The organism is Pradoshia sp. Z4_20, from assembly GCF_058216035.1.
Genome location: NZ_JBZAJD010000002.1, coordinates 175,273 through 198,482 on the forward strand (window position 1 = coordinate 175,273; position 23,210 = coordinate 198,482).

A 23,210-nucleotide genomic window follows, 5' to 3' on the forward strand; every position below is an offset into this window, starting at 1 on the left:
GGCTGCCGACTTTGTCGACAGCCTATTTTTTTAAACACTATTTAAGATTGGATATTAAGACAATCCATTTTTTTGCCATTATTGCTAGTAAAAAATTTATCTGCATTCTGACAAAACCGGCTATATAAAATAGCCCAGAACCCCTTTCATTGATCCAGCCATTCTTTGCTACTTTTAGATTATCATTTATAAATTTAAAGTTTAGATTAATGTAGCGGTATCCTCCATTCAGAATTCACACCAGCTTTTGCCCCCCTTCTCTTCTGTTTTGTTTACTTATATAACTAGTAATACAGTTGCTATAATCATATTCAAACAAAATATTAATTATATTTATAAAGATGCATTTTTTACAAAATTTAGGGTATTGTGTTATTGTTGATTTGATCATTACCACTATGAATAATCTCCAGATGCTCTCTTCATTAGGTATCATCTCAATCAGTATAAAAAATTCATTTCCTGATATCAGTCCAATTGTCTACTTAGTTAAGCACTTGCAAACTTGCAATTAATTTATACATATATGACTTTGCTTAATATGCTTTAGAATGTACTTCGTTTTCAGTGAATTCAATATCAAGAAGGAACATATGTTGAAGAAGTCAGTATCTTATTTGGGAAGTATTTTTTTCATTTTATTTTTAACTGCTTGTAATGAGGAAGCTTCACCGGTATCTAAAAATGGCAATGAGGTAGCAAAGGCAGAGGAAACAAAAAATGGTGAATCTGAACTAACAGCCAAGGAAGTCTATAAAAAAATGGTTGAGGCTTCTTCTGAAGTTAAAAGTCTTGGTCTTAAATTAGATATAGATCAAGAAATATCAACTGAAGCTGATGGAATCATTTTGACAACAGAAACAAGGACAGACTCTAAAATGATTCAGGAACCTTTGTCCTTATACCAACAGATTGAAATTTATTATAAAAATCCAGCAACCGGAGAACAGGAAGGTAAAATCGATCAATATTTAACAGATGAAGGATTTTTCATGCACGATATCGAGGGAGATCAGTGGGGAAGATATAATGCAGATTATACTGAGGTGGCGAAAGGGCTTAATTTACAGCCGGGAACGAATCAATTAGATTCTCTGAAAGATTTAGAGTCATTTGCAGACGACTTTACCTTTGAGCAGGAAGCTGATCAATATGTTTTAACTTTAGCAGGCAATGATGAAAAATTAAATGAATACGTAAAAGGATCATTACCTGCTAATATACCTGAATTAGAAACAGCTCTGAAATCTATGACACTACAAGAAGTCGAATATGAAATCTTTATAGACAAAAATACTTTTTTACCATCGGTGATGAATGTAGATATGAATATAGGTATCTCGGAAAACGGAAATTCCCTTGTATTAGAACAAAGTATTGAATCTAGCTACTATGACTATAATAAAATTGATAAGATTGTACTTCCTAAGGAAGCATTGGATAATCCAAACGAAATAAATTTAAATGATACAACCAGTATGTAACTATAAAAAACTAAAGCTCCCAGTCGAGGAGCTTTAGTTTCTTTAGTTTTACTATTTATTCACATACCCATGAGACTCCGATTGTTCCTACTCCTGTATGGACTCCAGCAACAGGAACCAATAGCATTCGCTCAGTAGGAATGGAGTTAAATTCTTCATTTATTTGTTTTTCCAATTTACGCGCATTTTCTTCGTCATCAGCATGGATAACTACTATTTTACTAACTTTACAAACTTTCATATCTTCTCTTAATAAGTCTAAAATATAAGTAATGGCTCTCTTTTCAGTTCTAACTTTTTCTCTAATTTTTGCCCCTTCTGTTTCTACAGAAAGAATAGGCTTAATATTAAACAAGTTAGCAATGAGTCTTTGGCTTCCAGAAACTCGGCCGCTTTTATGGAGCTGATTAAGATTGGACGGGATAAGAAATATCCTTGTATTCATTTTGATTTCTTCGATTTGTTTGACAATTTCTTCGGCATCCATACCCTGTTCGAATAACTCTATACCTTTTTTCACTAAATAAGAATGAGGGTAAGATCCAGTACGCGAATCAATTGCAAACAATTTAAAACCGACTTGCTCAGCAGCCATTACAGATGTTGAATACGTACCTGATAGTTTACTTGAGCAATGGAAAGCTATTCCGTAATCATACTCTTCTTTCAGTTTTTCATATAATTCAACAAATTCACCAATTGATGGTTGTGATGATTGGAAAGTGGCATTTTCACTTGCCATTCTTTCGTAAAATTCTTTTTCTGTAATATCAATTGTTTCTTTGTATGAAACTCCATCGATAACTATTTGTAATGGAATAATATTTATTCGGTTCTTTTTTATAAAATCCTCATTTAATGTGCATGTCGTGTCTGTAATCCAAGCAATTCTTGGTGGTTCTTGTTTCATTCCCTCTTCCCCTTTTAAACAAAATGGTATGACCAATTTTATATTAAAAATAGTATGTAGTAATCATTACTACATACTTAATATAATTTAACTACTTACTATAGTCAAACGTTTTCTTGGAAATTCGACTTTATTATTATTTATTCAACAAATTTTGCAATCAAGGCTCAAATTACCTTAACTTTTTCTTCCTCATTTGAAAGATAAGTTAATGTCTCTATGTCGGAATTAGTCGGTAAAAGATACGTATTTTTATACATTTCATTGCCTTTTCCAGTAATAAAAATCCAGTCGCCATCTTTTGCAATTTTCCAGGCATATTCGATTGCCGACGTTCGATCCGGTATGACTTTCCCTTTACCAGCCGGCTTTAGATCATGGAGCGCTTCTATCATCCCCTCAAAAGATTCCGTCCCTAAATCATCCAGCGTTAAAATACATAGATCACTGTACTTTTCCGAGATTTCAACCATACCACGTCTTTTGGTCACATCGCGATTTCCCCTAAATCCAAATATATGAATGATGCGCTTTGCCCCCATTTCTCTTCCGGTTTTAAGACATTGTGCAAAAGCATCGCAAGTATGAGCATAATCTACAATTAACTGTGCACCCGTCGGATGATTTACTACTTCAAATCTCCCCGGCACGCCAGGGAATGATTGTAGTGCATCTATTATTACTTCACCTGGTACACCCATATTTCTTGCTGTTAGAAATGCAAGCGCCGCATTTTGGATATTATGTTTTCCCTTAATAGAAAGCCTTATAGGATAGATTTCTTTATTTTTATATACAAAATGAATATCACCAGTTTTATTTTGTTGGATATATAAATCAGTTCCTTTATTTCCTACACAAGAAATTTGGTCATTAGTACCGCATAACCGTCTTTCTAGTTTACTGCCCCATTTATTATTCGTATTAATTACAGCAGCACCATCTGGCTTTAATTGAGCAAAAAGCTGTGCTTTTACGGAAAAATAATCTTCCATATCCTTATGATAATCTAAATGGTCATGGTCTAAGTTTGTAAAAAGAGCATAATCATAGCTAATCCCTTTCACTCGATATTGTGACAGTGCGTGTGAAGATACTTCCATTATGACAATATCATCTTGACTTCTTGATAATTCTTTTTGTAATTGCAATGCATCCATGGTTGTATTTACAGAGGGTGTAGATTTTTCACCATTTATATAATTATAAACCGAACCAAATAAAGAACAGGATCTACCATAAGCTTCAAGGATATGCTTCAACATAAACGAAGTAGTAGTTTTTCCATTTGTACCTGTTACTCCAATAATTGTTCTATCTGCTTGCACAGGATAAAAACGTTTAGCTAAATCAGCCAGGATAGCGCGGCTATTTTCAACCCTAATATACGGGACCGATAGATCAGTGATTTCTTTTTCGCCGATTATAACTCTCGCTCCAGCTTCAATTGCCTTTTCAATATACATATGACCATCCACCTGAAATCCTGTAATGGCTACAAATATGAATCCCTCTTTTACCTCTAATGAATTATTAGCAATCCCGGTAATATATATTTCTTTATCCTTATCTGACACTTTTGCGACATCACTCAACAAATTTTTAAGCTTCAAGTCTTAGCAACCCCTTTTGTTCTTCTGCTTCTGTGAAAATATTCAAGATTTTTTGTGGTATTCTATGGTAATTCACTATCTTTTCCGATTTACTATCTGTATAAAAGATAGTTAGTTATATGTTTTGTATTAGCTTTCATATTATACAAACAGAACAACACCTATACCTAAATTCCTCTATTTACAAACTTATAAACCCTTTTTACACTTTTTGATTATTTTTTTACTTTAATATATACATTTATTTCAAAATAATCGGCCTATATACCCAAAAAGAAAACTCCCTATTTCACATAAGGAGTTTTCTTTCTCTATACTTTCACTCTTTTCAGAAATAAAGACAATAATAACCCGGTAATTGAAGCAACCATTATAAGGATATACCCTTTTTTCACACCATAAATGAGAGCCTCCGTTAGAACCTCTGAATTAGGATAACTCCCTGCTTCATTTAAATATGAATTTTGCCCCATTGTCATAAAGGTAATCGCCAATGCAGTTCCGATAGCTCCGGCAATTTGCTGAAGCGTGCTCATGACAGCGGTCCCATCAGGATAATATTTTCTGGGTAATTGATTTAAGCCATTTGTCTGTGAAGGCATCATGATAAAAGCAATGCCAATTGATAAGCAAACATGCATTATGATAATTGTCGATAAAGAAGTATCAGCTGTGATTTGTAAAAATAAAATACTCGCTATACTAGTTAATACAAACCCAATAACCACCAACCATCTCGCCCCATATTTATCCATTAATTTTCCGTTAATTGGAGACATAATCCCATTCATTATCCCACCAGGCAAAAGCGTTAAACCAGCTGTAAATGCCGATAATAGTAGCCCTCCTTTTAAATACATCGGTAATAGAATGGCATTCGATAAAATCATTAACATAGCTAAAAAAACCAATGAGACACCCAGGGAAAACATAGGGTAAGTGAATACGCGCAAATTAATCATAGGATTATCAGTATAAATTTGACGGAAGGAGAACAATATCAAGAAAAATAGACCGATTCCAATAGGGAGTAACACATGTGCTTCTCCCCATCCACCTCCGCCCTCTCCGGCAGCACTAAATCCGTAAACAATCCCGCCAAATCCAATTGAGGAAAGTATTACTGACCTTATATCGATCTTTGGTTTTGTTAGTTTTGTAACATTTTTCATAAAAAATATCCCGGCACCCATGGAAAGCAATAATATCGGCAAACATGTCCAAAAAATCCAATGCCAACTTAATTGGTCTACAATGATTCCAGAGAAGGTAGGGCCAAATGCAGGAGCAGACATGATAACAAGCCCCATTAATCCCATCACTACCCCACGTTTATGCGGAGGAAAAATAATAAGTGTGCAATTAGTCATTAAGGGTAAAAGAATAGCGGTTCCAATGGCCTGGATGACTCGCGCCGACACCAATATAGGAAATGAATGCGCAAGGCCACCAATCAATGTGCCAACAATTCCCATCGCCAGAGAGAAAAAAAACAATTGCCTGGTCGTAAACGTTTGAATTAAGATAGCCGAAACAGGTACCAAAATTCCCAATGTCAATAAATATCCTGTGGTCAGCCATTGTGCTGTTGAAGCTTCTATATTAAAGTCATGCATAATATTGATTAAAGCCAAATTTAAGGCTGTTTCACTGAATAAACCAATGAATGCTGCCACTGCCAAAACTGCCATCATTGGTACAGCCCTGAACTCCTTTTTCTCTTCTAAATCCACTTTTCCAGCATTCAATGAAATACCTCCTGTTAGCTTCACATCAAAAAGTTTCTAATACACTTACAATGAGTTAATCTGCTAGATCGTCTATATCATTTTTCTGATATATCATGCCTTATTTAAAGCAGATTATTAGTGGAATTTTTTTCTTAGTTCTTCTTTTAAAGAAGAGTAAATAAAAAGACAATCAGCTATATAGGTTGTCTAGGTTAAGGACCCAACTAAAATCCCAATAAAACAAGGAGTAATTATAAGTAAAAGTATCATTAACACTTTAACCAGGCATCTTCTCCTTACATATCCAAAGATTCACCTATCGCCAGTCCTCTTCATAGGTATGAATACTATAGACCATCTTTAATATCTATTCATTTATAATTACTTTGATAAAAGGAGATAGGAACATGAATAATCCATATGACATGAATAATATGCACCCCGGTTACCATAATAATTACCAAAATTATGATCGCCAGCTTCCTCCAGTTCAACCAGTAATATTTATTAATTCAGCAGGGGTTGCCAAGGAGCTTATAAATGATGCCTACACCATAACTAACCACATTCAAAACAATCCACAGTTTTCAAGACAAATAATGACGTATGCTCAGCATGGGCAAAAAAATGAAATCTTAGGAATGCTTAACAGTTTACCTTTAAAGCATCGCCCAGAGGTAGTCTTTACACCAGGAGCCATATTAATTAAATTATTCCCAGGTAATCCAAATGACTCCAGCAGTGCCTTAACCATAACTATGCTGTGGCATGAAGCTTTTTAAGTCATCAGCAAATATCAAAAAAGCCGAAGAAATGCTGATTAACAACATTTCTTCGGCTTTTTTGTTATTCATTATCATACTCATAGTAGTTCTATGCTACTATTATTTTATTCCTAAAGGAGAAAGTTTGTATGTTCACTTTTTTCAATAAATGTTCTATTTGCAAAAAGAAAGATAAAGATTTACGCAAATATCAAAATGGTCACGGCAAAAAAAATAAAATATGCAAAGCTTGCACCTTGTATGCCGAAAGAAGGGCGTTCCGCAGAATCTGAAATCATGTATTACAGCTTTTTACGAAATGAGTAACACCATTTATCGTAGCCTAACTTTTCTTCATAGAAGCGGTGAGCATCCGTGCGTGAAAGAGCAGATTCTAATGCTACATAATTCGCACCATTTTCCTTAGCCCATTCATGAATAAAAACAAGCAGCTTTTCTCCATATCCTCTCGAACGTTTACTTTCAGTTGTTACCAAATCATGAACAATGATATGACGTTTATTATAGAAATTCACACGAGAACTAACACCAATTACAGCTACCACTTCTTCACCTAAAAACAATGCAAAAAGCCTGTACCCTTCTTTATGCATTTGATTCATTAATTCTAAATACGAATGCTTATCCAAATCAGTACGTAATTGCTTCATTATTGAATATGCATCATCCCATTGGTCAACCGTAATCAATTCCATAATATTTTCTGTGCTTATCGTCATGTTTTTCCTCCTGAGGCTATAATTAGATCAATTATAACCCTGCAAAATTTTACGGAGTCAGCTCCGTTACCATTATACACCAATCATTCTATTTCGCTATTGTTTTACATATTTATATAAACAAAATGAATGTATATACGGATGTTAACAACTGAAAATTTATAAACATATCACGTTAGAATCAGCAGAAAATCATATATCATATATAAAGTTTGAGTTTTGTTAGAATTAGACTTGATGAAATATATTATTAGCAATCTCATTTAGAATTGACTTAAGCTGTAATCATACTAACTACCTTAAACTTGACGTATTGCAAGGACTTCTTCAATCGCACAGGCAACACCATGTTCTACATTCGTTTTAGTATGATATTGGCAGAGTTCTTTCACCTCATCGGAAGCATTTCCCATAGCTACTCCACGTCCAGCCAGCTGAAGCATGGAAACATCATTTAAATGGTCACCAAGTGCCATAACTTCTTTCATCTCGATATTAAATTGATCAGCCAACATCTTTAATGATGTTCCTTTCTGAGCTTTTGGATGATTAAATTCTATGTTTCCGCGCTCAGAAGAGGTAATGATATACTCGGTTTCACCGGCTAATTCGCTATTTATACGTGCCAATTCATCCATATCAGCTGATAATACTAAAATCTTATAGATAATCAATTCTTCATCCAGGTATATACCTTCAAAGTTATCTACAAAATGGCAGTGTTCGAATTTAAATCGTTCCTCCGCTCTTCTTCTAACATCCTCTAGCATTAGAGCTTCATCAGCGTATGGGAATCTCTCCATTTTTAATTGCATTCTAATGTCAATATACTGTTCCATACTTTTAGAAAAAACTCCAACGTTAGTAAAAAACTCAATATATACGTTTTTATTTTCCAGTACTTTTTGAATTGAGCGGCACCATTCTTTTTTTAGTGGGAGTTTATTTAATACTTCTCCCTGCTCGTCTCTTATTTCAGCTCCGTTTAATGCAATTACAGGACAACACAATCCAGCCAGTTCCAATGGCATCAAGGCATAACTGTATGGTCTTCCTGTAACAATAACTACCTGAATCCCTTCCGCCTGTGCTTTTTCAATTGCGATTATATTCTCCTTACTGATACGACCTTTACCATTCAACAAAGTCCCATCCATGTCTGTTGCAATTAATCTCAACGTCAATCATTCCTTTTACTGTAACTTAAATAAATACCATACTAGTATACTACTATATTCATTAAATTCGTAGAAGCCATTCATTATTTATAATGGTTAAAATAATGATTCTTATTGAATAGTTAAACAACACGCCTCAGAAGAACTAATGCGAGTCTTGGTATAGTTAAATCTTTCATATAACAGACCTGCGTAAACCACAAAAAAACTGATAACCAGTTTCCTTTTCTTAATTAAGATGAATTCAAAAATATCTCATTTAACATGCATACTATAAAAAGGGTGATAAGTAGTTATTAAAACTATATAATGAATTGTCGAAGCAATAATATAGAGTATTAATATTTACATATTAATGATATTGCATTATACTAATGATAATAATTCATATTGTACTAGAAAGAAGGAAATTTAATGAAGGACATTCATGTTTATAGCAAAGGTGAAGAAATCGCAAATGCAGTTACCCATGGCCTGGGTGTTATATTAAGTATAGTAGCGCTGATTTTGCTGGTTTTCCATTCCTCTATATATGGGACCGCTTGGCACATCGTTAGTTTTACTATATTTGGAATAACAATGCTTCTTATGTATCTGTGCTCCACTCTTTTGCACAGCTTACCCCAGGGCAAAGCTAAGAATGTATTTGAAATATTCGACCATTCAGCTATCTATTTTTTTATCGCAGGTACGTACACGCCATTTTGTTTTATTGTATTGGACGGTTGGACACGTTGGACTTTATTCGGTATTGTCTGGGGAATAGCTTTTGGGGGAACAGTTTTTAAATCATTTTTTGTTAAAAAATATATGATCGTATCAACACTTCTTTACATAGTAATGGGTTGGATGATTGTCTTCGCATGGAAACCATTGGTCAACTTCCTTGAGCCAAATGGAATGATTTTATTAGTTACTGGAGGTATTCTATACACGGTAGGTGCTATCTTTTATGTATGGAGAGGCTTCAAATTCCATCATGCCATTTGGCATCTTTTCGTTATCGCCGGAAGTGTTATGCATTTCTTCTGTATTCTCTTCTACTTACTTCCATGGGATAAATAATAACATATTCTTATTACAATTTAAGGCAGCTCTCCCTATCCGGAAGCTGTCTTTTTTATCTTTAACGAATGTTTTATTTAGCCTTTAGTCTCTTCAATTATCCAAATTTACCTCGAAGTTTTTTTAAAACTCTAATGGCCTCATGATTCATTTTACTGATCCTTAATGCCTTATTGCCCAAAACTGTGTACCTTCTGTTTTTTCCTAATTGTTTAGTTACATTCTTAGATGTCATATTTTATGCTCCTAACATGTGCATTTTGTTATAGCTTATGCTATAACACAAAAAAGCAATACAAAAAAAATAACAAAGTCCCATCACTTTGTTATTTTACAGAGTATATATAAGCCAATGCTTTTTTATTCATTTCTTTTACTTTCTTTGTCTGCTTACTGACTGATTTATCAGAGAGATGGGTGATTTTGGGACCTGACTGGGAGTTTTTTGCCATTGCCTCAGCGGAATCGTCAGACTGAATGTTATTTCTCCTACGCCTCATAGCCATCTTACTCCTCTCTTCCTTAACTTTTATACCCTTATTATACCAAAGTTTTACATAAACGAATCATAAATGTGAACTAAATTAGCAATATGAACACCATCCACTTCAATGGGAATGCCCTTATCTTTCTTTAAAACTATAATAAAGTTATACATTTGTAAATGGATAGGAATTAACAAAGCATCGTGGTCTTCAAGGGTGATAACCTCTAAATTGAAAATCGAATCGGTAAAGCTTTGTAAAAGCTGCTGATTAAAATCGAAATTATGTATATGATCAATCCTGATAAGCTTTTGTTTAATTCTCTCCCTGACGGATATATCTAAGTCAATCGAATCGTCAGCTTCGTACTGATTGATATCAACTGACAAACCAAATTCCTCACAATACAGGACAAGATATTTCTTTAACTCTCTCTCATATTCTTCTCCGTTTTCAGGAACAGGCTTTTGCTCAAAATAATAGATAGCATCCTGTACTAATAAGGACATATGCTCTACCTTTGTCACCGTCGCTCGTTGAATTTTTTCATTTTCCTTTATGGTAGCTTCAAGAAATTCAGAACCTGTTATAAACTCTGCCTGCCATATCTTTAAAATGCTTGGTGTTAAAAGAACGGATAAATCGATAAAAACAACGATTGCAGTTAAACTCAATATATATGTCCAGTTGGTTATATTTATTCCGCCTGCAATAATGCCGATTCCGAGGCAAAGCACAAATAACGTATAAAGGCTTCGGCGAAAATTTTTTAAATGCAAGTCAAATATGGAAGGTTTTACGATGGCCATCATACAAGAAACGAGAGAAAAACATACTAGAATAGCAATATAAATTTTTCCAAACATTTCATCCTCCATCGATAATCATTTATATGAATAATCATACCATTTAATTCCAAATTACCATATAGGTATATCTTCTGAATTGTCAGATGACTGTTTGTAATCTATTTCACCTTAAGTTTATAGTGATAGGCAATCTCCTTACCGTTATACATTAGTGCTTTATGATTATTCGTATTTAACGTAACCTTCACCTTGTACACCCCTGGTTTGAGTGTGCCTAAATCATAATATTGACCATAAATTCTATTCTTTTTATCTCCATTCATATATAGATGGGCATGACCTTCATTAATTCGTTGCTCATTCGAACCCAGCTTTTCTGGTTTAAACGAAAAGTTTTTTGTGTTGATTTTCAGCATCCAACACCCTGTTTGATCCTGCTTGATCCATCCATTAATTTCCGGAATTTTCACTTCACTTATATTGCTTATTTCTAATCCATCATGTTGTCCCGTATGCCCAGCATGAGCATCATTGCTGAAATGGCTGCTTTGTTGATGAAAATATAGCATGATGGATACAAACCCAGCGATAACAATAAAGCTAAGTATTCTATACACGAATCTCTTCGCCACCCTTATGCCTGGACGCACTATTTTTCAAATACAAACCAATCAAAAATAAAATAGCTCCAACTATCAGAAACGCTATATCATAGAATAAAGCATTGGGATCACCTGGTTTTACCCTATGAATCTGCAGGATATGATGATTAACAATCCCTTCCAACATATTGAATAAACCTGAGCCAATTAAAAACCAACTAATAATCTGTTTGACACCCTGCTTTTGGTCTGTTGGGTTACCAGCAAGCCATAAAATAAAGCCCCCTGCCACCAAAGCAATCGTCACCGCAAAATGAAAAATCCCATCACTCATGATTTGACCTGAGCGACTCGTTTCCATCACGACACTATGCCATTGTAAAAGCTGATGAAAAATAATCCCATCCATAGCACCCATAAAGCCGAATCCCAACAGAAAGCTTCCTATTACTAATAATTTCTTTTTAGTTTGACTCCTCAATCGAATTCCCCTCCAGCCCCCATTTTTTTACTTAATATCCAATCGGTCTTCATTATAAACAATCCGTTTATCATAATTAGCTGATTTTTTTAACAAAACATGGGTAACTATATACTATATTGGAAAAACCGGAGGGGTTAAAATGAATCAATTACCTAATCAATCGAGTTCATATTGGACGAAGTTCATGCAGAATCAAGAAGAACTGAAATTTAATAAGCTACAAAATGATTTAGAAACAGATGTTGTTATAGTTGGAGCTGGAATAGTCGGTATTTTAACGGCTTATCAATTGGTCAGCAAAGGAGTAAAGGTTGCATTAGTTGAGGCAAGCGAAGTGATGAATGGGACAACAGGCCATACAACAGCAAAAATAACCGCCCAGCATGGATTAATTTATGACAAATTAATTAATTCGGTAGGTGAAGAAAAAGCGAAACTATACTATCAGGCAAATATGGATGGCCTTGAATTTATCCATTCTCTCTACAAAGAAGAAGAGATCGATTGTGATTATGAAGAACAGGAAGCCATCCTTTACGCAGAGACTGAAAAATTTGAAAAGAAAATCAAGTCAGAGTTCGAAGCTTATCAAAAACTGGGCATTCCAGGTAAACTTGTCGAACACCTGCCTTTGCCTTATCCAATCAAAAATGCCATTATTATGCCTAATCAAGCACAATTTCATCCAGTTAAATACTTAGGCCATATTTTAAACCTGATTATAAAAAAAGGCGGACAAGTATTTGAACAATCGCCAGTAGAAGCTATTGAAGATGACGATAAAGGACCTGTTCAAGTTAAAGTGAAGAATGGACATACCATTTATTGCAATAAAGTTGTGATTGCTTCCCACTATCCATTCTATGATATGCAGGGACTCTACTTCTCTCGCCTGAGCCCGAAACGCTCTTACATTGTTGCCGCTGAAATCAAGGAAGACCTACCAGATGGAATGTACATTAGCGCCGAGCAGCCTACCCGCTCAATCCGCCATACAAAAGACGGGGATAAAACCCTGGTATTATTTGGAGGAGAAAGTCATAAAACCGGTCAAAGCGAAAATCCATTTAAGCATTATGAAGCACTAAAGGATTTTGCCGAAAAGTATTACACAGTTAATGACCTTCCATACAGATGGTCAGCACAGGATTTAGAAACATTGGATTATGTCCCTTATATTGGTCCATATTCTTCTATGAAGGATCATATTTTTGTTGCAACTGGTTTTGGGAAATGGGGAATGTCGAACGGAGCTGTCGCTGCTCTAATTTTAAGTGATTTAGTACGTGGAAAAGAAAATCCATATTTTGATCTGTTTACCCCCACTCGTTCAGAAACACATATACAATCTGCCGGTAAATTCATAAAAGAAAATATAAATGTAGCAAAAGAATTAATTAAAGGAAAACTTGCTGATAAAGATATCAGTCCAGATGAACTTAAACCCGATGAAGGCAGTATCGTTACCTTTAATGGTAAAAGAGCCGGTGCCTATCGCGACCATACAGGTAACGTTTGTGTAGTAGATACTACCTGTACCCATATGGGGTGTGAAGTGAAATGGAATAATGGAGAACGTTCCTGGGATTGCCCATGTCATGGATCCCGCTTTGCACCTAACGGGGAAGTCATCGAAGGCCCAGCAGTTAAACCGTTGGAACGTTTGAATTAACAGCTTGAAATGAGATTCCCATATCCCTACTATATATCCTTTGAATCCTAAAACTAAAATACACTTTTTATGCCGGGTAGATAATCTATGTGACATAAGGAGTGTATTTTTTCTTCATGTAAATACAACTCAAGAATCAAGTATTTAAACTTATATGAAACCAAATACCTTTTTAAATGGAATTGAGTTATAGTTAAAGTTAGAAAAAACCAGAGGAACAAACCGATTCTAAGTACATAAATAAGCGAGGATTTTCATGAGCATACTGTTAGCTTTACTGGCTGCTTTATTTGCAGCATTAACGTCAATATTAGCAAAAATCGGGATTAATAATGTGAATTCAAATTTGGCCACTGCGATTCGAACGTTTGTAGTCCTAATTATGGCTTATGCCGTTGTTCGAATAACCGGGCAATGGGATGAGCTGTATACTATCCATCCTAAGGCATGGATTTTCATTATCTTATCAGGTATAACCACTGGCCTATCGTGGCTATGTTTTTTTAAGGCCATACAAATTGGTGATGTATCAAAAGTAGTTCCTATTGATAAATCAAGCGTCATAATTACAATTATTTTATCCTTTATCATCCTTCAGGAACCGTTGACTCCGTTAGTGATTGCAGGAGGGGTCGTTATTACGATTGGTACTTTTATTCTTATCGGTAAGAGAGAAAAAAAGAAGAAAGAAGGCTATCTTCAGTCGTATATTTTCCTGGCTGTCTTATCAGCCGTTTTTGCAGCACTAACCAGTATATTGGCGAAAATCGGTATCGAGGATGTCGATTCAAATGTCGCCACCTTCATTCGTACTGTAGTGATCTTAATTTTTGCCTGGAGCATTGTATTTTTCCAAAGAACGCAAAAAGATCTTAAAACGATCTCTAATAGGTCCTATGTCTTTTTAATCCTATCGGGTATCGCAACTGGCTTATCTTGGTTGTGCTACTTTGCTGCCATTCAAATCGGAAAGGTGTCTATCGTAGCTCCCATCGATAAATTCAGCGTAGTCATTACAATGGTGTTAAGCTTTATTATTTTAAAAGAAAAACCTAATAAAAACACGATTATTGGTGGTATTGCGATTACAATTGGTACTATTCTGCTTATTTTTTAACAAACGCGTCATTTATCGTCCTTTATATATAAAAACAGTGGGAATTCTTAATCGAATCCCACTGTTTTTATTGTTTTCTATATTAATGGTAAATCCAACGATATAGTATTGATGTTTCTTAATTAGAAGCGGGCAGCAAGTTTAGCTGTTTTCTCAAGCCCTTCTGCAACAATTTCAACCGTACGGTCTGGGTATTGATTATGTCCTTCAATAACCATAACTTCTGGGTTAGTAATTCCCCAAAGGCTAATAGCAGATTTAACTAAATTAACTGCCATTTCCGCTCCTGGTATAGCTGAGTAATCAGAACCTCTTGCAGACAATAGTGCTACCTTTTTATCAGCTGCATATCCTATCGGACCTTCAGCAGTATACTTAAACATTTTTCCGGCTTGAGCCAAATACGAAATATACGTAATTAATGGCGCAGGAACAGTTGAATTCCAAAGAGGGAAGGCAAAAACAATTTTATCCATGGATAAGAATTGATCGATATATTGATTTGCTAAATTAACATATTTAGTTTCTTCTTCTGTTAATTCGATTCCTTGATTGTTTTTATAAAGAGCGGTAATCGCCGCATTTCCATAGTAAGGGAGTTCTACTTGGAATAAATCCAGCTCTGTAATTTGATCAGTTGGATTTGCTTCTTTATATGCATGTAAAAATGCATTGTACATTTGAACAGAAACAGCTTGGTCTGCCGGTCGATCATTTACTTTAACAAATAAAACTTTAGTCATATGTATACCTCCATGTACGATATATGATTTGTAAATTTATTTTAATATAGTTTGAATTCAAAGCAAAATAATATGCCTATCTTTTACCATTATAAAAAGACTGGACATCTTCTCCTCTTCTCTGCCATAATAAAAAAATTGGATTAGTTAACTAAAGTAACTAATTTATAAGGAGGTAAAATGGATAGATATCAACAGTTATTTCACGAGTTGTCTATGGTGCATAAACCTTATATTGACCAGTTAAATGAAATTCTAGGTAGATATGCTTTGAACAGACCACAATGGACAATTATGTATATCCTTTTTAATTATGGGCCACATACCCTTGTTGAGATATCTAAATATCAAAGTATCGAAAAGCCAGCGATAACCCGCACAGTCAACAGCCTCGAGCAGCAAGGGTATATTCAGTCATTTTCAAGCTCAGATAAAAGGAAGAAAAATATTCAACTGACTGCTAAAGGAGAGAAACAATATAAAGTTGTAAGAAGTGAGATTGATGAATTTCAGATTGGAAAGTTAATAGGTATTACGACAGATGAACAAGAACAATTCCTAAATATCCTAGAAAGGATTAAGCAAAATTTTAATGAGTAAGGAGATAACTATGCAAACGGAACGAGCAAAATTATGGACAAAAGATTTTATCATTGTATCCACCATTAATTTTTTATTAACACTTGTTTTTTATTTATTAATGGTGTCAATTTCGGTCTATGCTGTTGAACAATTTAGTGCTTCAACGAGTGAAGCAGGACTGGTTACCGGAATTTTTATTATTGGAGCACTTATTGGCCGACTTCTGACAGGTAGAATTATCGATAAATACGGCAGAAAAAGAATATTATTATTCGGACTTATCGTTTTTACATTAACAACTATTTTATATTTTGGGATTAATAGCTTGTCTTTTTTGATGGTTAACCGCTTATTACATGGAATCGGATTAGGAATTGCAAGTACGGCTACCGGTACCATTGTAGCGCAAATCATACCAGCAGAACGACGTGGTGAAGGCGTTGGATATTTTAGCCTTAGTGCCACTCTTGCTACTGCGATTGGTCCTTTTTTAGGTATTTATTTAAAACAGCATACAACATTTGAAGTCATTTTCAGCTTTTGTATAGCATTGGGAGCTGTTAGCTTTTTAACTGCCTTTCTATTAAAAATACAAAATGAACAATCTCACACTTCTGTTGAATCAGAAAACAATAGAGTTAAGCTTTCCAGTTTTATTGAACCAAAGGCTATCCCCATTGCTATCGTTATGATGCTGGGAGCCCTATGCTATTCAAGCGTCTTATCATTTATTACTTTCTATTCAGAAGAGATTCAATTAGTTGAAGCAGCAAGTTTCTTTTTTGTCGTTTATGCAGCAGCGGTTTTAGTGTCAAGACCTTTTACTGGCCGCTTGTTAGACTTAAAAGGATCTAATATTATTATGTATCCCTGCTTACTTGTATTTGCCCTTGGACTTCTTCTATTAAGCTATGCTAATAACGGATTTATTTTGCTTTTAGCCGGCGCAATTATTGGACTCGGTTTTGGGAATATCCAATCTACAACTCAGGCTATTGCCGTAAAAGTGACTCCTCCTCACCGAATCGGTTTAGCAACAGCAACCTTTTTTATCTTTTTGGATGTAGGCTTCGGAATTGGCCCATATGTACTTGGAATGATTATTCCTTTCACAGGCTATCGAAATCTCTATCTAATCATGTCGATTCTCGTATTGGCATTAATCGTAGTCTATTATTTTATGCATGGAAAAAAGGATTCTTTAGAGATGCGCAATAAATTAACAAAGCTAGAGGAAACAAAATCAAATTAAAATCACCATTAAGGAAAAAAAGCGGAATGTCCGATTTTGGATATTCCGCTTTTTTCTATTAATTCGATTTTCATTCAGCATAATAGCATTCTCATTCTATTTTAACCGCTATGATAAATGCTCTATAGCAGCTAAAACTTCAAGTAATAAAACGTATTCTCCAAGAAATATTCAGTAATGTAAAAAAGAGTGAGGCATGCATTAAATTGTTGCCCCACTCTTCCCTGCGCTATTCTTCAATATTTTCCTGTTTAATATGCTTGAACTTCAGCGAAAAGGTTGCTGATTGATTTGTACTATTTACATCAATATTCACATCATAAATTTCAGAAACCCTTTTAACAATCCATAACCCAATACCCGATCCAGACGTTATCTGCTTAGCCATACTTAGACGTACATACTTATCAAAGATCTTATTGATATTAGAATAATGGATAGATGAGCCAGTGTTGGTTACGTCAATATTAATAGTATTATCAAGCTTATTCTCTCTAATTCCCACAAAAATGGTTGATTCCTTTGTAGAATATTTCACTGCATTGCTCAATAAATTCTGCATGACTAATTCAAATGAATACTCATCAATCCAGATTTTGGTGGTTTTACTTACATTATCATTAAAAATAAATGTGTAGGAGGGGTAATTCCTCATATAGGCAGCCATTAATGGTTCAATACAGCTTTTTGGTTCTATCCAGCTATCTGGAGGATTTCCTCCTAAATAATAAAGTTCATGCGATAGTTTAATACCCTTTAATAATGAATCTATATTACTAGATTCATTTTTAATATGAAATAATCCTTCCTTTATCTCAGGAAGGGTATCCGTTTCAATCAGGTCCTCCAAATATTCGATGGTATTCTTAATATTATGAGCAGGATTCCGAACCTCATGGACAATCTCTTCTAGGAAAGCATGTGTCTCGTCGGTTACAGCGAGCATTTTTTCAACACTACTATTGGTAACATTGTTTAACTCTTCCATTTCCCTTAACATATAGTCATTCATAAAATGGGGTGTAATATTAAACTTGTTTTTCAGCTTATAATGATTGGTCATCTTCGATAAAGGTTTAAAAATAGTTTCAAATAATAAGGCCTGAAACAAAAAGAAAAAAATGAATATAATCAAATATAAATAACCATTCGTGATGAGTATTTCTTTAAAATCTTCAATAAGCAGAACCGAGAGATTTATTTTCGTATATAACTGACCATTGAATGCTTCCGTATGAATGGCATGCTCAATTTCAGCTATTACAGATCCATTAACTTCATAAAACTCAACCTTAATTTTTTTATCACTTAAACCATCTTTTACATAGATGTCTTCTCGACTCTGACCTAATAACCACTTAATTATTGGTAAATATTTTTTATCTTTTCCTTCATAAATATTGATATTCTTTGATGTTTGGTTATAAGCAATATTTTGATAACTTGAGTCATTATCCAAAATCATCATATACTCATAAGCACCAGGTAGCTTACCGAATTTATCATTTAGAAAGTCTTCCTGTAAACCGTATTCAGCTAAATGAGTTTCAACCAAATAGAAGTTCGGCAATACTTCATTGATTCGATGTTTTGCATAATCGTTTACCCGATTAATATTTTGCAGTAAGACTATGCCTGTAAATATCAAGAACATGAGAATATTGGATAAAATGGTAAACCGTTTAACAGTAAGCCAATTTTTAGTCATTGATTTCATATCCAACATTTTTAATCGTATTAATGCTATTCTTACCTATCTTTCGTCTAATCCGATTTATCGTTGTATTAATAATGTCATCACTCATATCCCCATGCTCAGTCCATATTTTTTCCCATAATTCTTGTTTACTGACAACTTGATTTTTATGTTCTAATAAATACGTATACACCTGCATTGGAATTTTCGATAGCGTTTCAACACTGCCATCTTCTTTCGTAATCGTACCACGAAGAGGCTCAATTTTTAATCCTCTATGTATATAATACGAATTATTTTTTACTGCTGTACTTTCCATAATATTTTTTATGTTAAGGACAAGTTCTTTGTAGCTGAAAGGCTTTGTAAAATACAAAAGCGCACCTTCCTGTAATCCTCGCAATCTTGCATCTGACGAATCTGCTCCGGTAACGAGGACAAAGGGAATATTATGTTTTTTCCTTATAATAGAAGCAGCTTCCAAACCATCAATAATTGCACCATGAATGGTAATATCAAAAATTAATAAATCGTATTTCACTTTATCACAAGCTATAATTGCATCCTCTGGATCGTCAAAATCATCTACTGTATATCCTTGTAATTCAAGCCTTTTCCTTAGTACTTTTCTCGCAACAGGCTCATCTTCTAAAATTAACATTCTAATGGGAATCACCCTCTTTAAAAAAGTAAATAAATTATATCACCATAATTTTTTGAGGTAAATACTTACTTGTATTTTTATGCATAAAGATGCCATCATTATTTCATATAACTATTAAATCTAAAGGGATGTGTAGTTTAAGCAAAAAAAAGAGTGATTCCATTAATAGCGGAGATCACTCTGTGTTTATATTGACTTTAAAGGACGACCAATGAGTATACGTTTTATTGATGAAACCACTCTGCTCACCCGCTTTTATTATTAAGAAATTAATAAATTAATAGCTTGATCAACAAAAAACGCCTGCAAGCCATCAATAAATAGACCTGCAGACGTTATATTAGTTTCGTCTCACAAGTTCCACCTTCCTTCTCATAAAACGCTGAGGAGTTAGCTGTCGGATTCGTGCCTACTGAGTAGCCCTACCATAATGGATTCACCCCAGAACACAATGTGTCCCCCGCGCAATTATGCTTAAGCGATTTAGAAATTAGAAACTTTGATAATAATACTCCCGATATGAAAAATGTAAATATTTTCATCTACTAATTTTTGTATATTTTTAATTTATTCACATAAATTTCTTTTTGTTTTTTGGTCACAGTCTACTTTGTATTTCAACCTATACAGAAGTCACAAAAGTAACATCAACCATTTACAAATCAAAGTCCTGAAATGTTGAAGCACTATTCATAATGACTTCTAATACTAACAATCAGTTTTAGTATGATAATGTTTTAAATATCAACCTCATAACTAGGATAAAGCCTCTCTTTAATCCTCATATTATAAGTAGTTATTGCAAATAATTAATATAATTATTAATTTGTGGTTGAAAAATAACCTAAAAGCGAATATTATATTAAATGTCGTCAAAAACGTTCGCTTTTTTAAAGGTGAATAGATGGAGGTATACGAATTGTTAGACAAATTTTTCTCAATTAGCCAAAACGGGTCTACTGTTAAAACGGAAGTTTTAGCTGGTATAACTACTTTCTTTACAATGGTGTACATTGTAATAGTTAACCCGGCAATCCTTTCCGCTTCAGGAATTCCCTTTAATCAGGTATTTATTGCTACCATTATCTCGGCAGTAATTGGTACTTTAATTATGGGCTTGTATGCAAAATACCCAATCGCCGTTGCGCCAGGTATGGGAATAAACGCTTACTTTACGAGTGTTGTTGCGACACAAGGACTTAGCTATCAAGTGGTTTTAGGCGCAGTATTTATCGCCGGACTTTTATTTATGTTATTAAGTTTTAGTAATTTACGTGAAAAGATCATTAATTCCATCCCTCTTTCTATTAAATATGGAATTACATCCGGTATTGGTTTATTCATAGCGTTTCTTGGTTTTAAACAAGCACAAATCTTTGTCGCAAACGAAAGCAATCTTGTTGGTTTAGGTGATTTAACTGCTCCTGTTCCATTATTAACAATTGCCGGTTTATTCATTACCCTTATTCTTATGGTAAGAAAAGTACCTGGTGCTTTGTTTATTGGAATGATTATTACAGCAATTATTGGCTATTTTACAGGCATGCTGGACATTACAGCCAAGCAATTACTCCCTTCACTTCCAGAAGGAATAGCATTTTTTGATTTAGATCTCGGTGGTGTATTCACTAACAGCTTATACGCCGTTGTATTTTCATTCCTACTCGTAACGATTTTTGACACAACAGGTACAATGGTGGCTGTATCCGAACAGGCCGGATTATTAAAAGACGGTAAGTTTCCTAGGGCAAAGCAAGCTTTCCTTGGTGATTCTATCGCTACTACTGTTGGTGCTGCTTTTGGTACAAGTCCTTCAACAGCATATGTAGAATCAAGTACAGGTGTTGCTGCCGGTGGTCGTACTGGTTTAACAGCAGTAGTTGTTGCTATATTGTTCAGCTTAGCATTATTCTTCTCACCATTTATTGGAGCCATCTCAAACTTAGCTTCCATTACAGCTCCTGTTTTAATTATTGTTGGGTGCTTTATGATGGAAGGTATATCAAAGATTAGATGGTCTGAGTTTGATGAAGCTTTTACAGCATTTGTTATTATTCTTGCGATGCCTTTAACTTCAAGTATCTCTACTGGAATCGCATTTGGATTTATTATTTATCCAATCTTGAAATTAGTTGGTGGCAAAGCGAAAGAAGTTCCACCTCTTGTTTACATCTTTGGTGTACTATTCCTTATTCAATTGGTCTTCTTAGGAGGACATTAATAAAAATGCTATATAGAGCTGGATTTCTTATAGATCCAGCTCTATATTTTTATCCCAATAAATTTTTGATATTTTCTGATATCTAGATGATATACTTTTATAGTAAATAATATTGTATGGGGAGGATTAATCCATGAATAATTTTGAAGAAAAATTAGATCGTTATGCTGACTTGACTGTTAAGAAAGCTGCTAATGTACAAAAGGATCAAATTGTATTCATCATATCCACTATTGAAACTGCACCATTTACACGTAAACTTGTTAAAAAAGCCTATGAAGCAGGTGCAAAGCAGGTTTTTGTGGAATGGAGTGATGAAGAAATTAACCGAACGAAATATTTGCTGGCACCTGACGAGGCATTTACTGAATTTCCTTCATGGATGGCTGCCTCCAGAAACGAAATGGTTGAAAGAGGTGCAACTTTTATAACGATTGTCTCTCAAGATCCGGATTTACTGAATGGGATCGACTCAAATCGGATCGCTAATTTTCAAAAGGCTGCAGGTAAGGCTCTCAATAATTTACGTGAAGCAATGCAGTCCAATAAGATCAGTTGGACAGTCGTTGCTGCTGCAGGTGAGGGTTGGTCCAAAAAAATATTCCCTGGACAAGAAAACAGCTTAGATTTACTTTGGGATGCCATCTTTTCTTCAGTCCGTGTTGATCAGGAAAATGTTATCCAAGCATGGGAGGAGCATCTTGATACATTAATCAGTAAAGCTGATTATTTAAATAACAAAAAATATAAATACATACACTATAAAGCACCTGGTACGGATTTAAGAATTGAACTTTCCGAGAAACATAAGTGGTGCGCAGCAGGAGCTAAAGACTCAACCGGCAAAGAATTCGTAGCCAATATGCCTACTGAAGAAGTATTTACGATTCCTTTAAAAAATGGAGTAAATGGCACGGTTTCAAGCACAAAACCGTTAGCTTATGGCGGCAATGTAATTGATGAATTTACGTTAACATTTGAAGAAGGAAGAATCGTAAATGCCGTGGCAAAAAAAGGAAATAAAATTTTAAATCATCTTATCAATGTTGATGAAGGAGCTAAATACCTGGGTGAAATTGCGCTGGTACCTCACCATTCACCGATCTCTGAATCAAATATCTTATTCTATAATACGTTATTTGATGAAAATGCTTCTAACCACCTCGCCATTGGAGCTGGATATCCATTTTGCCTCGAAGGTGGAGAAGAAATGAATATCGAACAATTGCATAAGTATGGGGTAAATATCAGCCAAGTGCATGAGGACTTTATGATTGGTTCAGCTGATATGGACATTGATGGAGAATTGCCTGATGGTACACGTGAGGCCATATTCCGAAATGGGAATTGGGCGTTTTGATTCTATTTACAGGTTTATAACCCTTAAATAATAGTAAAA

At 34.5% G+C, this 23,210-nt stretch carries 21 protein-coding genes and 1 riboswitch; of the genes, 9 read left to right on the top strand and 12 right to left on the bottom strand.

Annotated features, from left to right (window positions below; translation table 11 throughout):
* Positions 1–593: 593 nt before the first annotated feature.
* Positions 594–1,484 carry a DUF6612 family protein gene (locus AC4BHP_RS06835; RefSeq protein ID WP_066100023.1) on the top strand — a complete coding sequence of 297 codons (891 nt, stop codon included), beginning with the start codon at positions 594–596 and terminating at the stop codon, positions 1,482–1,484.
* A gap of 55 nt (positions 1,485–1,539) precedes the next feature.
* Here AC4BHP_RS06835 and AC4BHP_RS06840 read toward each other — a convergent pair whose 3' ends face one another.
* From AC4BHP_RS06840 to AC4BHP_RS06850, 3 genes are all read right to left on the bottom strand, one after another.
* Positions 1,540–2,394, bottom strand: coding sequence for a DegV family protein (locus AC4BHP_RS06840; protein ID WP_490551774.1), 855 nt, complete (start codon positions 2,392–2,394; stop codon positions 1,540–1,542).
* Positions 2,395–2,561: 167 nt separating this feature from the next.
* Positions 2,562–4,007 (bottom strand): UDP-N-acetylmuramoyl-L-alanyl-D-glutamate--2,6-diaminopimelate ligase, encoded by a 1,446-nt coding sequence (locus AC4BHP_RS06845; protein ID WP_490551775.1) that lies wholly within the window; start codon positions 4,005–4,007, stop codon positions 2,562–2,564.
* Positions 4,008–4,318: 311 nt separating this feature from the next.
* Entirely contained in the window at positions 4,319–5,701 is a 1,383-nt protein-coding gene (locus AC4BHP_RS06850; protein WP_066102227.1) for a DHA2 family efflux MFS transporter permease subunit, read from the bottom strand.
* A 443-nt stretch (positions 5,702–6,144) separates the two neighbouring features.
* Between AC4BHP_RS06850 and AC4BHP_RS06855 the strand changes: the two genes are divergently transcribed.
* Positions 6,145–6,519 carry a YuzC family spore coat inner layer protein gene (locus AC4BHP_RS06855; RefSeq protein ID WP_066100033.1) on the top strand — a complete coding sequence of 125 codons (375 nt, stop codon included), beginning with the start codon at positions 6,145–6,147 and terminating at the stop codon, positions 6,517–6,519.
* A 284-nt stretch (positions 6,520–6,803) separates the two neighbouring features.
* Here AC4BHP_RS06855 and AC4BHP_RS06860 read toward each other — a convergent pair whose 3' ends face one another.
* Both AC4BHP_RS06860 and AC4BHP_RS06865 read right to left on the bottom strand, forming a co-directional pair.
* Positions 6,804–7,241: a GNAT family N-acetyltransferase gene (locus AC4BHP_RS06860; RefSeq protein ID WP_077247926.1), complete on the bottom strand. Its 438-nt coding sequence runs from the start codon at positions 7,239–7,241 to the stop codon at positions 6,804–6,806.
* A 299-nt stretch (positions 7,242–7,540) separates the two neighbouring features.
* Entirely contained in the window at positions 7,541–8,419 is an 879-nt protein-coding gene (locus AC4BHP_RS06865; protein WP_066100036.1) for a Cof-type HAD-IIB family hydrolase, read from the bottom strand.
* A gap of 414 nt (positions 8,420–8,833) precedes the next feature.
* Here AC4BHP_RS06865 and trhA point away from each other — a divergent pair, with 414 nt between their 5' ends.
* The gene (trhA, locus tag AC4BHP_RS06870; protein WP_066100039.1) at positions 8,834–9,484 is read left to right on the top strand and encodes a PAQR family membrane homeostasis protein TrhA; all 651 of its coding nucleotides are present in this window, start codon (positions 8,834–8,836) and stop codon (positions 9,482–9,484) included.
* A 326-nt stretch (positions 9,485–9,810) separates the two neighbouring features.
* On the opposite strand, the gene AC4BHP_RS06875 is transcribed toward trhA, so the two are convergent.
* From AC4BHP_RS06875 to AC4BHP_RS06890, 4 genes are all read right to left on the bottom strand, one after another.
* The gene (locus tag AC4BHP_RS06875) at positions 9,811–9,990 is read right to left on the bottom strand and encodes a hypothetical protein (RefSeq protein ID WP_139891179.1); all 180 of its coding nucleotides are present in this window, start codon (positions 9,988–9,990) and stop codon (positions 9,811–9,813) included.
* 47 nt (positions 9,991–10,037) lie between these two features.
* Positions 10,038–10,835: a type II toxin-antitoxin system SpoIISA family toxin gene (locus AC4BHP_RS06880; protein ID WP_066100042.1), complete on the bottom strand. Its 798-nt coding sequence runs from the start codon at positions 10,833–10,835 to the stop codon at positions 10,038–10,040.
* 101 nt (positions 10,836–10,936) lie between these two features.
* A complete protein-coding gene (locus tag AC4BHP_RS06885) occupies positions 10,937–11,395 on the bottom strand; it encodes a hypothetical protein (protein WP_066100045.1) in 459 nt (152 codons plus the stop codon).
* Complete coding sequence (locus AC4BHP_RS06890) at positions 11,388–11,861, bottom strand: DUF2243 domain-containing protein (RefSeq protein WP_490551776.1); 474 nt, start codon at positions 11,859–11,861, stop codon at positions 11,388–11,390. Before AC4BHP_RS06890 ends, AC4BHP_RS06885 begins: the two co-directional genes overlap by 8 nt.
* A gap of 142 nt (positions 11,862–12,003) precedes the next feature.
* On the opposite strand from AC4BHP_RS06890, the gene AC4BHP_RS06895 reads away from it, so the two are divergent.
* Both AC4BHP_RS06895 and AC4BHP_RS06900 read left to right on the top strand, forming a co-directional pair.
* Positions 12,004–13,536, top strand: a complete 1,533-nt coding sequence (locus tag AC4BHP_RS06895) for an FAD-dependent oxidoreductase (RefSeq protein WP_139891181.1) — start codon at positions 12,004–12,006, stop codon at positions 13,534–13,536.
* A gap of 256 nt (positions 13,537–13,792) precedes the next feature.
* A complete protein-coding gene (locus tag AC4BHP_RS06900; RefSeq protein WP_066100054.1) occupies positions 13,793–14,653 on the top strand; it encodes an EamA family transporter in 861 nt (286 codons plus the stop codon).
* A gap of 122 nt (positions 14,654–14,775) precedes the next feature.
* On the opposite strand, the gene AC4BHP_RS06905 is transcribed toward AC4BHP_RS06900, so the two are convergent.
* Positions 14,776–15,396: an FMN-dependent NADH-azoreductase gene (locus tag AC4BHP_RS06905; RefSeq protein ID WP_066100058.1), complete on the bottom strand. Its 621-nt coding sequence runs from the start codon at positions 15,394–15,396 to the stop codon at positions 14,776–14,778.
* Between the two features lie 180 nt (positions 15,397–15,576).
* On the opposite strand from AC4BHP_RS06905, the gene AC4BHP_RS06910 reads away from it, so the two are divergent.
* Positions 15,577–15,996: a MarR family winged helix-turn-helix transcriptional regulator gene (locus tag AC4BHP_RS06910; RefSeq protein WP_490551777.1), complete on the top strand. Its 420-nt coding sequence runs from the start codon at positions 15,577–15,579 to the stop codon at positions 15,994–15,996.
* A gap of 10 nt (positions 15,997–16,006) precedes the next feature.
* Positions 16,007–17,230, top strand: a complete 1,224-nt coding sequence (locus tag AC4BHP_RS06915) for an MFS transporter (protein WP_066100066.1) — start codon at positions 16,007–16,009, stop codon at positions 17,228–17,230.
* A 229-nt stretch (positions 17,231–17,459) separates the two neighbouring features.
* Here the strand turns inward: AC4BHP_RS06915 and AC4BHP_RS06920 are convergent, their stop codons facing one another.
* Both AC4BHP_RS06920 and AC4BHP_RS06925 read right to left on the bottom strand, forming a co-directional pair.
* Positions 17,460–18,938 carry a sensor histidine kinase gene (locus tag AC4BHP_RS06920; RefSeq protein ID WP_181161987.1) on the bottom strand — a complete coding sequence of 493 codons (1,479 nt, stop codon included), beginning with the start codon at positions 18,936–18,938 and terminating at the stop codon, positions 17,460–17,462.
* Positions 18,931–19,587 carry a response regulator transcription factor gene (locus tag AC4BHP_RS06925; RefSeq protein WP_066100072.1) on the bottom strand — a complete coding sequence of 219 codons (657 nt, stop codon included), beginning with the start codon at positions 19,585–19,587 and terminating at the stop codon, positions 18,931–18,933. Before AC4BHP_RS06925 ends, AC4BHP_RS06920 begins: the two co-directional genes overlap by 8 nt.
* A 367-nt stretch (positions 19,588–19,954) precedes the next feature.
* Positions 19,955–20,081: riboswitch (cyclic di-AMP (ydaO/yuaA leader) on the bottom strand.
* A gap of 428 nt (positions 20,082–20,509) precedes the next feature.
* On the opposite strand from AC4BHP_RS06925, the gene AC4BHP_RS06930 reads away from it, so the two are divergent.
* Both AC4BHP_RS06930 and AC4BHP_RS06935 read left to right on the top strand, forming a co-directional pair.
* Entirely contained in the window at positions 20,510–21,811 is a 1,302-nt protein-coding gene (locus AC4BHP_RS06930) for an NCS2 family permease (RefSeq protein ID WP_066100075.1), read from the top strand.
* A gap of 133 nt (positions 21,812–21,944) precedes the next feature.
* On the top strand, positions 21,945–23,171 hold the full coding sequence (locus AC4BHP_RS06935; protein WP_066100078.1) for an aminopeptidase: 1,227 nt from the start codon (positions 21,945–21,947) through the stop codon (positions 23,169–23,171).
* The last annotated feature ends 39 nt before the right edge of the window (positions 23,172–23,210 follow it).